The sequence below is a fragment of the Halarchaeum sp. P4 genome (assembly GCF_051195175.1).
Classification (GTDB): domain Archaea; phylum Halobacteriota; class Halobacteria; order Halobacteriales; family Halobacteriaceae; genus Halarchaeum.
On the sequence record NZ_JBNTKC010000004.1, the window covers coordinates 200,705 to 213,115 of the forward strand.

16 protein-coding genes are annotated in these 12,411 nt (G+C 67.9%); 10 read left to right on the forward strand and 6 right to left on the reverse strand.

Translation table 11 applies throughout. The annotated features are described in order from the left end of the window. Positions 1–109: 109 nt before the first annotated feature. Positions 110–430 (reverse strand): winged helix-turn-helix transcriptional regulator, encoded by a 321-nt coding sequence (locus ACQUS8_RS14005; RefSeq protein ID WP_435102171.1) that lies wholly within the window; start codon positions 428–430, stop codon positions 110–112. 84 nt (positions 431–514) lie between these two features. Next, positions 515–1,078: an FAD-dependent oxidoreductase gene (locus ACQUS8_RS14010; RefSeq protein WP_435102173.1), complete on the reverse strand. Its 564-nt coding sequence runs from the start codon at positions 1,076–1,078 to the stop codon at positions 515–517. A 218-nt stretch (positions 1,079–1,296) separates the two neighbouring features. Between ACQUS8_RS14010 and ACQUS8_RS14015 the strand changes: the two genes are divergently transcribed. The 3 genes from ACQUS8_RS14015 to ACQUS8_RS14025 are packed head-to-tail and all read left to right on the forward strand — an operon-like array spanning position 1,297 to position 2,481. Then, a complete protein-coding gene (locus tag ACQUS8_RS14015; RefSeq protein WP_435102175.1) occupies positions 1,297–1,740 on the forward strand; it encodes an adenylyltransferase/cytidyltransferase family protein in 444 nt (147 codons plus the stop codon). A gap of 57 nt (positions 1,741–1,797) precedes the next feature. Further along, a complete protein-coding gene (locus ACQUS8_RS14020; protein WP_435102177.1) occupies positions 1,798–2,151 on the forward strand; it encodes a HesB/IscA family protein in 354 nt (117 codons plus the stop codon). A 27-nt stretch (positions 2,152–2,178) separates the two neighbouring features. Next, positions 2,179–2,481, forward strand: a complete 303-nt coding sequence (locus ACQUS8_RS14025) for a hypothetical protein (protein ID WP_435102179.1) — start codon at positions 2,179–2,181, stop codon at positions 2,479–2,481. An 8-nt stretch (positions 2,482–2,489) separates the two neighbouring features. On the opposite strand, the gene ACQUS8_RS14030 is transcribed toward ACQUS8_RS14025, so the two are convergent. Then, on the reverse strand, positions 2,490–3,242 hold the full coding sequence (locus tag ACQUS8_RS14030) for a pirin family protein (protein WP_435102181.1): 753 nt from the start codon (positions 3,240–3,242) through the stop codon (positions 2,490–2,492). Positions 3,243–3,444: 202 nt separating this feature from the next. Here ACQUS8_RS14030 and sod point away from each other — a divergent pair, with 202 nt between their 5' ends. Beyond that, the gene (gene sod / locus ACQUS8_RS14035; protein ID WP_435102183.1) at positions 3,445–4,047 is read left to right on the forward strand and encodes a superoxide dismutase; all 603 of its coding nucleotides are present in this window, start codon (positions 3,445–3,447) and stop codon (positions 4,045–4,047) included. Positions 4,048–4,223: 176 nt separating this feature from the next. Here sod and ACQUS8_RS14040 read toward each other — a convergent pair whose 3' ends face one another. Next, positions 4,224–5,174 (reverse strand): winged helix-turn-helix domain-containing protein, encoded by a 951-nt coding sequence (locus ACQUS8_RS14040; RefSeq protein WP_435102185.1) that lies wholly within the window; start codon positions 5,172–5,174, stop codon positions 4,224–4,226. A 243-nt stretch (positions 5,175–5,417) separates the two neighbouring features. Here ACQUS8_RS14040 and ACQUS8_RS14045 point away from each other — a divergent pair, with 243 nt between their 5' ends. From ACQUS8_RS14045 to ACQUS8_RS14060, 4 genes are all read left to right on the forward strand, one after another. Then, a complete protein-coding gene (locus ACQUS8_RS14045) occupies positions 5,418–5,834 on the forward strand; it encodes a Rieske (2Fe-2S) protein (protein WP_435102188.1) in 417 nt (138 codons plus the stop codon). Positions 5,835–5,879: 45 nt separating this feature from the next. Continuing rightward, the gene (locus ACQUS8_RS14050; RefSeq protein WP_435102190.1) at positions 5,880–6,503 is read left to right on the forward strand and encodes a TetR/AcrR family transcriptional regulator; all 624 of its coding nucleotides are present in this window, start codon (positions 5,880–5,882) and stop codon (positions 6,501–6,503) included. 70 nt (positions 6,504–6,573) lie between these two features. Then, entirely contained in the window at positions 6,574–7,335 is a 762-nt protein-coding gene (locus ACQUS8_RS14055) for a helix-turn-helix domain-containing protein (protein WP_435102192.1), read from the forward strand. A 115-nt stretch (positions 7,336–7,450) separates the two neighbouring features. Next, positions 7,451–8,935: an amidohydrolase family protein gene (locus ACQUS8_RS14060; protein WP_435102194.1), complete on the forward strand. Its 1,485-nt coding sequence runs from the start codon at positions 7,451–7,453 to the stop codon at positions 8,933–8,935. 118 nt (positions 8,936–9,053) lie between these two features. On the opposite strand, the gene ACQUS8_RS14065 is transcribed toward ACQUS8_RS14060, so the two are convergent. Next, positions 9,054–9,902, reverse strand: coding sequence for a hypothetical protein (locus tag ACQUS8_RS14065; RefSeq protein ID WP_435102196.1), 849 nt, complete (start codon positions 9,900–9,902; stop codon positions 9,054–9,056). 119 nt (positions 9,903–10,021) lie between these two features. On the opposite strand from ACQUS8_RS14065, the gene ACQUS8_RS14070 reads away from it, so the two are divergent. Then, the gene (locus ACQUS8_RS14070) at positions 10,022–10,471 is read left to right on the forward strand and encodes a universal stress protein (RefSeq protein WP_435102198.1); all 450 of its coding nucleotides are present in this window, start codon (positions 10,022–10,024) and stop codon (positions 10,469–10,471) included. Here the strand turns inward: ACQUS8_RS14070 and ACQUS8_RS14075 are convergent. Further along, complete coding sequence (locus ACQUS8_RS14075; protein WP_435102200.1) at positions 10,468–11,466, reverse strand: DMT family transporter; 999 nt, start codon at positions 11,464–11,466, stop codon at positions 10,468–10,470. The genes ACQUS8_RS14070 and ACQUS8_RS14075 overlap by 4 nt on opposite strands. Before the next feature lie 146 nt (positions 11,467–11,612). On the opposite strand from ACQUS8_RS14075, the gene ACQUS8_RS14080 reads away from it, so the two are divergent. Continuing rightward, a complete protein-coding gene (locus ACQUS8_RS14080; protein ID WP_435102202.1) occupies positions 11,613–12,404 on the forward strand; it encodes a helix-turn-helix transcriptional regulator in 792 nt (263 codons plus the stop codon). Positions 12,405–12,411: the final 7 nt, after the last annotated feature.

The following is a 12,411-nucleotide window of genomic DNA, read 5'->3' on the forward strand; positions in this document are numbered from 1 at the left end:
CGTGCCGTCGAGCACCCGCTCCACCGACGGAGGCGGCGACAGCTCAGTCCGACAAACTATATATTGAGATGAGAGGTCGGAGCGGACAGCCAGCGAAACGACCGTGACGTTACGCGTCGAGGTGCTCGTCGGCCCACGTTTCAATTGCGTCGAAGACCGGCGCGAGCGCGCGTCCACGGTCCGTCAACTGGTAGTACGTCGCGATGGGGCGGTCCTCGACGCGCCGCGCGACGAGGCCGTCGTCGCCGAGGTCGCCGAGGACGCGCGAGAGCGTGGACGGACTGCTCTCAGTGCGCTCCTCGAGTTCACTGAAGCGCAGTTCGTCGTCGCGGAGGGCGTGGAGAATCCGGAGGTGCCACTCCGAACCGATCGTCTCCGCGAACGTGCGTATTGCTCGTTCTCGTCTCTGCTCGTCCGGTAGTGCTGCCATACTCTGAAACAGGGGAATATACGGATGGTTTCGGCGCGCGTGCGCCGACGCAGTTCTGTCGCCGACGACCGTCGGGTCGTCCTATCAGAGTTCGGGGACGTCCGACGGCATATCGAAGTCGTGATAGTACTCGCCCTTCTCCTTGGAGAGGATGTCGAGGACGGCGGCCGCGCCGTCGCCGACGGCGATGGCGGCCTGCCACTTCGTGTCCCGACCCATCGCACCGGTCGCGTAGACGCCCTCGATGGACGTCTGCATGTCGACGTTCACGTCGACGACCTCCTCGTCGGTGAACTCACAGCCGAGGTCCTCGGCGAGGTCGCGGTTACCACCGGTCGCGAGGACGACGTAGTCGGCCTCGTACTCGCCCTCCTCCGTGGTGAGGGCGAAGCCGTCGTCGGTCTGCTCGACGCTCGTGACTTCCTCGTTCTCGTGGAGGTCAGCGCCGCGGGCCGTCGCCTGCTTCTGCGCGATGTCGATGAACGTCATCCCGTCGATGGAGCGCACGCCCGGGTAGTTGAAGAGGTGCGCCTTGTGCATCCACGTCTCGTCGGTGTCGAAGACGACGGTCTCGAGGTCGTTCTTCGCGGCGAACTGTGCGGCGCTCAGACCGGCGGGACCTCCGCCGACGACTGCTACGTCTACCATACGTGCCAGTGGTAGCGCCGACGTAAAGAAGTTTACCATCTGGTCAAAGGTCGTAGAGTCGTCCCTGTCCCTCGAGACAGGCGCGACCCACATAGTCCCTCGCTGTACACGGATACAGTTGTAATTCCGAGATGTACCAGATGGTCAAATAGCCCGGGGTCGCGGCGAGTCGCGCGCAGGACACAGCGTATTGGTACGCCCGGAGCGAACTCGAGGACATGACCACCACTGGGACGCGCGTCCTCGCGCAGGGGACGTTCGACCTGCTCCACCCCGGCCACCTCCACTACCTGCGGGAGGCCGCGACCCACGGCGACGAACTCCACGTCGTCATCGGCCGTCACGCCGGCGCGGAGAGCGAGAAGCAGCCGCTCCTCCCCGCGCACCAGCGCCGCGACGTCGTCGCCGCCCTCGACGTCGTGGACGACGCCCACCTCGGCCACCCGACGGACATCTACGCCCCGCTCGAAGACATCGATCCGGACGTCGTCGCCATCGGCCACGACCAGCCGTTCGACGTCGCCGGCCTCGAAGCCAGCCTCGCCGACCACGGCTTCGACGCGAGCGTCGTCCGCATCTCCGCGCTTGAGGACCCGACGGACGAGCGCGAACTCCACGCGACGAGTGCCATCGTCGAACGAGTCCTCGACGAGCGTGCGTGACCTGACTGTAGGCGCCTACAGGAATCCTTCTTAGGCGTGTACCCGCTAGAGCCGTGTATGTCTACGGCAGCCACCACCCCGACGGTCGAAGTCACCGAAGACGCCGCCGCGCAGGCGCTCTCGCTTCTCGACGGTGAGGACATGGACACGGACGTGGCAGGCCTGCGCCTCTTCGTCCAGCAGGGCGGCTGTGCCGGCCTCTCCTACGGGATGCGTTTCGACGACGCGCCCGAGGACGACGACGACGTCGTGGAAGCGCACGGCCTCCGCGTCTTCGTCGACCCGGCGAGCGAGGAGTACATCGCCGGCTCCGTCCTCACCTACGAGACCGGCCTCGAGAGCGCGGGCTTCGACGTCGAGAACCCGAACGTCGCCCGGGAGTGCGGCTGTGGCGAGTCCTTCCGGACGTGAACGACCACGGGACGCACGGTGAGTGACGTGTCCGACGTGTCAATGGCGGGCCACGCCCGCGTCGTCGGGCGCTTGCGTCCCGGGGACTGCGTGCGCGGCCGTCTCAGTGATGGCGCGACGTTCGACGCCGACGTCGTCGCCACGGAGCGCGGCCCGGCGGGCGTCCGCGTCGTCCTCGTCCCCGCGGGCGTGAGTCCGGCCGGGACGCGCTGGCGGCTCCGCGTCCCCCGCACCAGCGACGGCTGGCGGGCGACGCGCTTCGAGACCCAGAACGCGGGCGACTGGGTGACGCACGGCGTCGTCGTAGAGCTCAGACGCCGCTGCGAGTAGGAAGAGAGTTAGAAGACGAACGGGCCCTGCTGGCGAATCGGCTCGTCGTGAGGTTCGCCGGCGACGGCGACGAGGCGGAGCGTCCCCTCGTCGCTCGCCACCTCGACGTCGCGGTCCTCCGTGACGGGGAGGACGTCGCCGACGCCGAACTCGCTCCCGTCGACGGTACCCTCGCCTTCGACGCCGTAGAGGAAGCCCGACCAGCCCTCGGGGCGCGTCCACGTCCACGAGTCCGTGACGTGGACGTCGAGGTACTCCATCTCGGTGTAGAGCTCGATGGGCGAGCCCTCGCCGATGACGGTGGTGACGGTCGCGCCCTCGCGTTCCTCCGTGGGGAGGTCCTCGCTGGTGGCGTCGACGTAGTCCGGGTCGGCCTCCTTCTCGGAGCGCGGGAGGTTCACCCAGAGCTGGAGGCCGTTGCAGGCCTGCCCGTCCGCAGGGAACTCGGAGTGCCGGATGCCGCTCCCGGTCGTGATGCGCATGACCTCGTCCTCGTAGGCGGTGTGCTCGACGCCGAGGGAGTCCTCGTGGTCCATCCCGCCCTCGATCATGTAGGAGACGATTTCGAACCCCTTGTGCGGGTGCATCGGGAATCCCTTGTCGGGGTCGATGTAGAAGCGCTCGAAGAGGACGAACGGGTCGAGGTTCGCCGGGTAGTTGTCGGTCGGGAACGCCCGGTTCGAGTTCACGCCCGTCCCGTGGCGGACGGTCTGCCCCGCGACCGGGTCGTCGGGACTGCGCGCTGTCTCGTCTGTAGCCATACACGACCTGACGTACTCACTACTGATAAGCATCTCGTATTCGGAAGTCGTGAACAGACAATATCCGGATAGTATGTTTCTTGAAGTCGGATTTAAACGGCTCTATTCTCTGATTTCGAGATCTTGAGTATTTATCACTCTACCTACTCAAACGCGCTACAGAGAACGTTCATATCCGTCCCGTGTATAGACGGAAGTGCACATGAGCGACTACGAACTTCCGCCGCTTCCGTACGACTACGACGCGCTCGAACCGTCCATCAGCGAACAGGTGCTCAACTGGCATCACGACACGCACCACCAGGGCTACGTGAACGGCTGGAACTCCGCCGAGGAGACGCTCGCCGAGGCCCGCGAGGAGGGCGACTTCTCCGGCTCCGCGAGCGCCATCCGCAACGTCACGCACAACGGCTCCGGCCACATCCTCCACACGCTCTTCTGGCAGTCCATGAGCCCCGAGGGCGGCGACGAGCCCGAGGGCGCCCTCGCGGACCGCATCGAGGAGGACTTCGGTAGCTACGAGGCGTGGCAGGGCGAGTTCGAGGCCGCCGCGAAGGCCGCCGGTGGCTGGGCGCTCCTCGTCTACGACACGCACGCGAACCGCCTGCGCAACCTCGTCGTGGACAAGCACGACCAGGGCGCACTCTGGGGCGCACAGCCCATCCTCGCGCTCGACGTCTGGGAGCACTCCTACTACTACGACTACGGTCCCGCCCGCGGCGACTTCATCGACGCCTTCTTCGACGTCGTCGACTGGGAGGAGCCCGCCGCGCGCTACGAGCAGGCCGTCGAGCGATTCGAGTAACGCGGCAACCGAGCGCCAGCGAGGGCGCCGCGAGAACGCGAGCGCCCGTCGACGCTCGCGAGTCGGCCCACTTCACGTTCGACGGTTGGCATTCTTTTCGGGGCCGTCCGGCCCCGTTTTCACGTTCGAGGAGCAGCGGCGCCGCTCGATGGACCGGCGAACCACGGGAGAAGTAGTTACTGCGCGAGGCCCTCAACGACGGCGGTGTCGACGACGGTGCCGTCGTCGTCGACGAGCACCTGGAGTTCGTCGCCGTCACAAGGGAGCGCGAGTTCGACGCGGAGTGGGTCCTCGGAGACGACGGTCGTCCGGGTGTCGCTGACGCACCAGTCGAAGTGCCAGAACGGTTCGGTGCTGAGGTCGACGTCGCGGTCAGCGAAGAAGACGAGGACGGGCGCGGCATCGAGGAGAGTGACGCCGAGCGTGGACTGGAGACGGTAGTTGCAGCGCTGACAGACGTGTTCGACGGCGACGTCGAGGTCGTCGTCCTCGGGGTCGCGGAGGACGCTCGTCTCGACGGTGCCGGTGCATTCGGGGCAGACGCCGTCGGCGGCGAGACAGTAGTGGTGGCGGACGTAGTGGTGGAAGGCCTGCAGGAGGTCGTCGGTGGAACGGTCGTCGAGGCCGCCGGAGGGGAAGGGATAGCTGACCTGGATGGCCCCGCAGTCGGTACAGCCGATGGTGAGGGTGTCGTCGACGTACCAGCCGTGGAGGTCGCTCTCGCAGTTGTAGCAGGCCCCGCTGGCGGGGAAGAAGCCGAGTTGCGCGCGCTCGGTGAGCGTCCCGGTGAAGATGGCGCTGACGACCTTCCGGCCGGGGGAGCGGAACTCGTAGCCGTCGTCGCCCTGCTTGACGAAGTGACCGGTGAGCTGGCGGAGGTGGTAGCTGAAGTTCGCGCTGTCGTCGATGTCGACGTGCTCGAAGAGGTCGGTGAAGCTGACTGGCTCGTCGTCGGCACCGAGTTCGAGGAGCGCGCGGAGGATGTCGACGCGCGTGTCGTTGCCGAGGACGGAGAACACCTCTGAGGGAAGCATCCGTGATTCGGTCCGCGGGACCGGCGTCTCGGCGCGGTCGCTGTCCGCCTCGGCGTCCGCGCCCGCGTCGGCCGTCCGGTCGAACTGACTCATACCCGGCCTATCGTTAACCGAGTGGTAAAGCCTATCGGGAGACGGAAGCGGCGGTGTTGACCAGATGGTCAACACTTTTGTCCGTCGGGCCCCGAATCCGAACCGGCATCACGCCGATGCCGTCGGTGTTCGGGGCGGCGTGACATGGGCACGTCGCGACGGCACTCCACAGGGCGCTGCCACCACGCCGCGCCGTCCGCCTCGGACACCACACTTTTGCCGACCGTTACCGTACCTGACAGCATGGTCGACGGCACCAAAATCACCGACCTCGAGGAGGTCCCGCTCCGCGGGTCGTACCTCTTCACCGCCGAGGACATGTTCACGAACGAGGAGGAGGTCATCCTCGTGCGCTGCGACGACGACCCGGGCGTCGAGGCGTGGGTGAACAACTGCCCCCACGAGAGTCAGCGCTTCGACCGGGGTGAGGGCGCGCCGATGCGCGACGGCGAAATCATCTGCCCGAAACACGGGTCGCTCTTCGACGCCTGCACGGGCGAGTGCGACAACGGTGAGGCCGCCGGGACGACGCTCCCGGACGTCGAAATCGCCGTCGAGGACGGCGCCGTCTACCTCACCGACGACGACTACACCTACCTCCACGCCGGTCCCGCCGAGGAGGACGTGGGGCCGGGCTCGACCTCCCACCTCTCCTTCTGACGTGTCTCCGAGACGCTCATAAGGCGGACTCTCGTACGGGCGAGTATGCCCCCCGCGAACGAGACCGCGTCGTCTCCTGACACGCGCGAAGCCATCATGGAGGCGACGTTCCGCGCGCTCAGCAAACACGGCTACACGGACCTGCGCGTGCGCGACATCGGCGAGGAGTTCGAGAAGAGTCGAACGCTCATTCACTACCACTTCGACGGAAAGCACGATCTCATCTCGGCGTTCCTCGAGTATCTCGTCGAGCAGTACGAGGACCAACCGGCTGTCGAGGTGACCGACCCGTGGGACGCCCTCGAAGTGCGCATCGAGCAGTGTCTCCTCGGCCCGGACCTCGGCACGGAGTTCGACCACTGGGAGCGCATGACCGTCTACCACGAGCTCTTCTCGCAGGCCCAGCACAACGAGCGCCACCGCGACGTCTTCAACGAGCACTACGAGGTGCTCCGCGGGAACATCAGCGAAGTCCTCCAGGAGGGCATCGAGCAGGGCGCGTTCCGCGACGTCGACGTCGAGGACGTCGCCCAACTCATCACGGACGTCATCCACGCCGCGCGGGCGCGCAAAATCTCGCTCGGCCACGACGACGCCCCCGAGCAGGCGCTGCGCGCCGTCGACGAGTTCGTCCTCCCGACACTCGAACCCGAGGACGGCGGCCGATAACGCAGTCGTTCCGGGGGTTCGGCATATCCCAACACGGTCTTCTTGTGTCTCCGCGACCCACATAGTGGCGATGCGCGAGTTCGCCTTCACCGTCACCTACGAGCCGGGCGTCGACGAGTTGATGGACGTCTTCATCGAGCACCCGGGCCTCTCCTCACACACCATCTCCTGTCACGCGACCGAGAACACGATGTGGCGCGTCGACGAAGTGACCGGACCCGAGGACGCGCTCGCGGCGTACGACCGCGTCATCGAGAACCTGACGCGGTGTTCGAGCCTCCGCGGAATGGGCGGGTGCGAGATCGATTGGCGCTACGAACTGCTCGACGCGGACGCGACGAGTCGCGTCATCTACTCCCAGCAGACCGAGGGGCCGGGCTGTCGCTCGATTCCCTACCTCGTCGCCTCCCGCCTCGGCGACGGCGTCCTCCTGCAGGCCGAACAGCGCGGCAACGAGTACGTCTGGCGCATCCTCGCGGAGGACGACGTCGCGATGAGCGGCGTCTACGACGAACTCAGCGAGCACCTCCGCGACGGCCTCAGCGTCTCGTTCGACCACGTCGAGCGCGCGCCGAACTGGGCGGAGCGCCAGACGCCCGACGAGACGCTCACGCCGACCCAGCGCGAGGCGCTCGAACTCGCCGTCGAGCACGGCTACTACGAGCAGCCGCGTCGCAACTCCATCCAGGAAATCGCGCGCATGGAGGACATCCCGACGTCCACCCTCCAATATCGGGTGAACCGCGCGGAGAGCGCGCTCATCCAGTCGTTCTTCGGCGACGCCGCGGACGAGGACGCGACGGAGGCGCGTGCGGCGGCGCCGACCCAGTGAGTTGGTGGCGGCGGGCCGAGCGCGGGACGGGTCGGCGCTCGCGGCGGGGTTCGCACCGTCTTGCGATATGCCGAACGAATTCCTAACTCGCCGACGGCACAAGCAGGAGGTGTCCATGACAGACGACACGGCGCAGTCCAGTTCGAACGTCTCACGACGGAACTACCTTCAGGCGGGCGCCGCCGGCCTCGCCGCCGTCGCGTTCTCCTCCTCGGCGACCGCCAAGGAGGGGAAGGCGAAGGGCAAGGGCAACGGGAACGGTCGCGGCAACCGGAACTCCGTCCTCATCAAGGGCGGGACGGTCGTCACCGTCGACGAGGACTACGGCGTCCAGCGCGACACCGACGTCTACGTCGAGAACGGCGAGATTCGCCACATCGGCGACGACCTGCAGGTGCCGGCGGCGGACGTCATCGACGCGAGCGACAGCATCGTCGTCCCCGGGTTCGTGAACGCCCACCTCCACACGTGGGAGGCCGGCGTGCGCGGCATCGCCGGCGACTGGACGTTCATGGAGTACCTCGAGAAGATGCTCGGCAACATCAGCAGCCACTACCGACCGGAGGACGCCTACCTCGGCAACCTCTTCGGCGCGGTCATGCAGCTCAACGCCGGGACGACGACGGTGCTCGACTGGTTCCACATCGCGAACACGCCCGAGCACTCCGACCGCGCCATCGACGGCCTTGAGGACGCCGGCATCCGCGCGCTGTTCACGCACGGCCCGCCCGGCGACGACAGCGCGAAGTGGTGGAGCAACAGTTCGACGACTCACCCCGACGACATCAAGCGCCTCGCGCGGGAGCGCTTCCCGAGCGCTGACGGCCGCCTCACGCTCGCGATGGGTGCGCGCGGCCCGGACTACTCGACGGACGAGGTCACCCGGAAGGACATCGAGCTTGCGCGCGAACTCGACATCCCGGTGTCGATGCACATCGGGTCGCTCGGCGGGGGCGGCGTGAAGAAGCTCGAGGAGCTCGGCCTGCTCGGCGACGACCTGAACTACGTCCACGGGAACCGCCTCACGAAGGAGGAGTTCGAGCTCATCGGGCAGTCCGGCGGCTCCGTCTCCACGACGCCGGAAGTCGAACTCCAGATGGGGATGGGGATGCCGGCGCTCGGCGACGCGCTCGAGGCCGGCGCGGTGCCGTCCGTCGGTGTCGACATCGTCTCGAACGTCAGCGACGACATCTTCACCCAGCTCCGGATGGCGCTGCAGGTCGAGCGCGGCCTGCGCAACCAGCCCGAAGTCGATGCGGGCAAGCAGATTCAGAACGTCACGCCGACGGCGCACCGCGCGCTCGAACTCGCGACCATCGAGGGCGCGCGCGCCCTCGGCCTCGAGGACCAGATCGGGTCGCTCACGCCGGGCAAGCGCGCCGACATCACCATCATCGACGCGGACGACCTGAACACCGCGCCGGTCCACAAGCCCGTCGAGACGGTCGTCTTCCAAGCCGGCATCGAGAACATCGACACCGTGCTCGTCGACGGCAACGTCGTCAAGCGCAACGGCCTGATGCACAACCCGACAGCGAAGAACAACCTCGACCGCCTCACGCAGTCCGGCCGCCGCATCATCCGCAAGAGCGGCCTCTGAGGCGACAACACCGGGACATTCGGGCGTCGTGACGGCCCGGAGTAGTACCGGAATCGAGCCAGTCTAGCCAGTCAACCATCATATTTTCGCGCGGTGACTTGAAGCTTCGGCCGGGCGTTCAGAGAAGGCCGAGCATGTAGGCGACGCCGGCGACACCAGCCACGGTGGCGACGACGCCGGCGACGATGCGGACGCGGGCGCTCCCCGCGAACTCGGCTTCGAGGCTCGCCTCGTCCTGGTCGGAGACGACGAGGAGGCCGTCAGCGGGTTCAGTGAGATGGGCCTCGTCGGGTCGGAAGCGCTCGCTCGCGCCGTCGCTCGCCTCGATGCGCCCGTGGAGGTAGACGTCGTCGCCGGGCGCGACGACCTGCTCGCTATAGCGGCGCCGGCCGTGTTTCGCGCCGACATCGACGGCGTTCGTTATCGACCCGGTGTCCTCGTAGAGGCCGTGGTCCTCGTGGAGGCGCCGGATACCGTCGGGAAGTTCCTCGTCCGGGTCGAACTCCGCCTCGACGGGGAAGGCCTCGAACTCCGCGAGGACGTCCTCGATTCGGACGCCGTCCGCGGCGCTGACGCCGGTGGTTTGGGTCCACTTCCCGGCGGTGTTGCGCTTCGAGACGGCCTCGACGGCGAGCGTCCCGGTCTCGTCCTCGACGTCGAAGGCGGGCGCTTCGATGCCACGCGCGACTTCGCGCCACGTCGAGGTGTCGCCGCGCTCGTCCCACTCCTCGACTTTCCACGCGGCGAGGACGGCGTCCCGACCGGTGATCGGCGCGACGAACGGGTGGTCTCGCGGCGTCGCGGTACCCTCGACTTCGACGACGCCCGGCGTGGCGAGTTCGCGAATCGGCGTCGGGTCGACGTCGCTGAGCTGGCCGTGGATGCGCCGGCGCTTCCACCCCGTGTAGAGGAGGACGACACCGAGCGTCGCGGCCAGTACCGGAACGACGACGAGGTCGGAGACCATCAGGAGGTGTATCTCCCGTGATAGGTAAAGGGGCTGTGCCCGACACGCGACTCGATACGCGGCCGGCACTCCGAGGGGCCACCTATCGTTATTTGGGCGGGGTGTGAAGTGCCGACGAGATGTACGACCGCATCCTGCTTGCCACCGACGGCACCGTCGCCTCCGAGAACGCCGAATCGCACGCCATCGACCTCGCGGACACCCACGACGCGACCCTCCACGTCCTCTACGTCGTCGACGAGGACGTCTATCAGGCCTACAGCGGCGACGAGTACGTCGACGAGGCCGAAGGCCCCGAACACGGCATGGAGGAGGTCGGGGAGGAAGCCATTACGGCGGTGCGCGAGCAGGCGTCAGACGCCGGCGTCGAGGTTGTGGACGCGCTCAGACACGGCAAGCCCGCCGAAACCATCGTGAACTACGCGGAGGAGGCGGACGTCGACCTGCTCGTCCTCGGGACGAAGCGCCGCCCGGAGGAGTACCGCACGCTCATCGGGAGCACGACGGACCGCGTCCTGCGGCTGAGCACGCGGCCGGCCGTCGTCGTGAAGACGGAGACGGAGGACTAGTCGGACTCGAAGCCGCGCGGGGCGTCCTCGAAGTCGACGGGGGCCGGGTCGTCGCGCCCGACGCCGCCGACGGGGAGGCGCCGCCGGAGCGCCGCGACGGTGGCCCCGACGTCCATGGATTCGCTGCCGAGGACGGCGAACCCGGCGAAGACGACGAGGAAGCCCGCAACCGTGAGCGCGGTGACGCGCTCGCCGAGGAGCGCCCAGCCGCCGAGCGTCGCGACGACGGGGACGAGGTAGAAGACGAGGTTGGCTTTGATGGCGCCCGTCTCGTCGAGGAGACCGAAGTAGGCGATGTAGGCGATGGCACCGGCGAAGACGCCGACGTAGGCGAGCGCGAGGAGCGCGTGCGGCGTCCACGAGACGGCGGCGACCGATTCGCCGCTCGCGAGGCTGAGGCCGTGACAGAGGAGCGCGCCGACCGGGAGCCCCCACGCGGTGCGCACGGAACTGGAGAGGTCGCTGTCGGCCCAGCGGATGAGGACGCTCCCGAGCGCGCCGGCGACGGCGCCCGCGAAGAGGATGAGTTTCCCGGGACCGCCGGCGAGGAAACTCGCGGGGTCGGGGTTGACGACGAGGCCGACACCCAGGAGACCGACGAGGAGGCCGATGGCGCCGCGCCGCGAGAGGCGTTCCTCGGCGAGGAGGACGCCGGCGAAGACGGGCGTGAGGATGGGGTTGAGGCTGAAGACGATGGACGCGACAGCACTCGAAGCGTACTGCTGGCCGACGAAGAGGAGGGCGTTCGTGAGGCCGATGGAGAGCGCGCCGGTGGCGAGAATGCCGAGGACGTCGCCGCGGGTGCGCGGGCGGAGCGCGCCGCGGTGGGCGTAGACGACGTAGGCGATGAGGGCGACGGCGGCGACGTCGAAGCGGAACGCGACGAAGAGGAGGGGCGGGAAGAACTCGAGGCCGGACTTGGCGGCGACGAACGTCCCGCCGAAGAGGAGGCTCGCGGCACCGAACGCGGCGAGCGTGCGCGTAGAGTGAGTCATACCTGTACGAAGGAACCCGACGGGGATAGTTTCGTTTAGAAAACGTTGTGCGGCAAGAAACTCCCGCGCGGACCGCGTCTCTTTCACGGCGTGAAACTCTTTCACGGTGCGAAAACGATTTAGGGCGAGCCGTCGCGCCTGTACGTATGGAGTCCGCACTAGAGGAAGTGGAGTTCCTCGCCCGCTCGCCGAACCGCGTCGAGGTGCTCCGACTCCTCGCGGAAGACCGGCACACGCGCACCGAGCTCGCGGAGGCGACGGGTGCCTCGCAGGCGACGCTCGGGCGCATCCTCACCGACTTCCAGGAGCGCGCGTGGGTGCGTCGCGCCGGCAGTGAGTACGTCGCGACGGCGACCGGTCGCCTCGTCGCGAGCGGCTTTACGGACTTGCTCGACATCATCGAGACCGAGCGCGAGTTGCGCGACGTCGTGGAGTACCTGCCGACGCACGCGATGGACTTCGACCTCGGGCATCTCGCGGACGCCACGGTCACCTTCCCGAGCGAGACGCGCCCGGACGCCCCGGTGAAGCGCGTCGTCGACCTCATCGGGGACGCCTCCGAGGTGGCGGTGTTCTCCCACGCCTTCAACGAGCGCAGCCTCAGCGCGGTCCACGAGCGCGTCACCGCGGGGGCGGCGACGTTCCGCGGGGTGTTCTCCGAGCACGCCATCGACGCCCTCGCGGACGCCCCGGACCTCCGCGCGCTCCTTGAGGACCTGCTGGCGCACGACGACGCGGCGGTGCGCGTCCACGGCGAGGGCATCCCGCTCGCCGTCACCACCGCCGATGAGACGGTCCACCTCCTGTTGCGCGACGAGAACGGCGTCCTGCAGGCGTCGCTCGACACCGACGACGACGCCGTCCGCTCGTGGGCGAACGACACCTTCGACCACTACTGGCGGAGTGCGGCGCCGCTCGACGCGGACGAGCTCGCCTGAGGGCGTC

Coding starts and splice junctions, on each gene's coding strand:
- ACQUS8_RS14070 (WP_435102198.1), top strand. CDS start 10,022: ATGTACGACCGCATCCTGCTTGCCACCGACGGCACCGTCGCCTCCGAG.
- ACQUS8_RS14005 (WP_435102171.1), bottom strand. CDS start 430: ATGGCAGCACTACCGGACGAGCAGAGACGAGAACGAGCAATACGCACG.
- ACQUS8_RS14080 (WP_435102202.1), top strand. CDS start 11,613: ATGGAGTCCGCACTAGAGGAAGTGGAGTTCCTCGCCCGCTCGCCGAAC.
- sod (WP_435102183.1), top strand. CDS start 3,445: ATGAGCGACTACGAACTTCCGCCGCTTCCGTACGACTACGACGCGCTC.
- ACQUS8_RS14050 (WP_435102190.1), top strand. CDS start 5,880: ATGCCCCCCGCGAACGAGACCGCGTCGTCTCCTGACACGCGCGAAGCC.
- ACQUS8_RS14045 (WP_435102188.1), top strand. CDS start 5,418: ATGGTCGACGGCACCAAAATCACCGACCTCGAGGAGGTCCCGCTCCGC.
- ACQUS8_RS14060 (WP_435102194.1), top strand. CDS start 7,451: ATGACAGACGACACGGCGCAGTCCAGTTCGAACGTCTCACGACGGAAC.
- ACQUS8_RS14010 (WP_435102173.1), bottom strand. CDS start 1,078: ATGGTAGACGTAGCAGTCGTCGGCGGAGGTCCCGCCGGTCTGAGCGCC.
- ACQUS8_RS14020 (WP_435102177.1), top strand. CDS start 1,798: ATGTCTACGGCAGCCACCACCCCGACGGTCGAAGTCACCGAAGACGCC.
- ACQUS8_RS14055 (WP_435102192.1), top strand. CDS start 6,574: ATGCGCGAGTTCGCCTTCACCGTCACCTACGAGCCGGGCGTCGACGAG.
- ACQUS8_RS14075 (WP_435102200.1), bottom strand. CDS start 11,466: ATGACTCACTCTACGCGCACGCTCGCCGCGTTCGGTGCCGCGAGCCTC.
- ACQUS8_RS14015 (WP_435102175.1), top strand. CDS start 1,297: ATGACCACCACTGGGACGCGCGTCCTCGCGCAGGGGACGTTCGACCTG.
- ACQUS8_RS14030 (WP_435102181.1), bottom strand. CDS start 3,242: ATGGCTACAGACGAGACAGCGCGCAGTCCCGACGACCCGGTCGCGGGG.
- ACQUS8_RS14065 (WP_435102196.1), bottom strand. CDS start 9,902: ATGGTCTCCGACCTCGTCGTCGTTCCGGTACTGGCCGCGACGCTCGGT.
- ACQUS8_RS14040 (WP_435102185.1), bottom strand. CDS start 5,174: ATGAGTCAGTTCGACCGGACGGCCGACGCGGGCGCGGACGCCGAGGCG.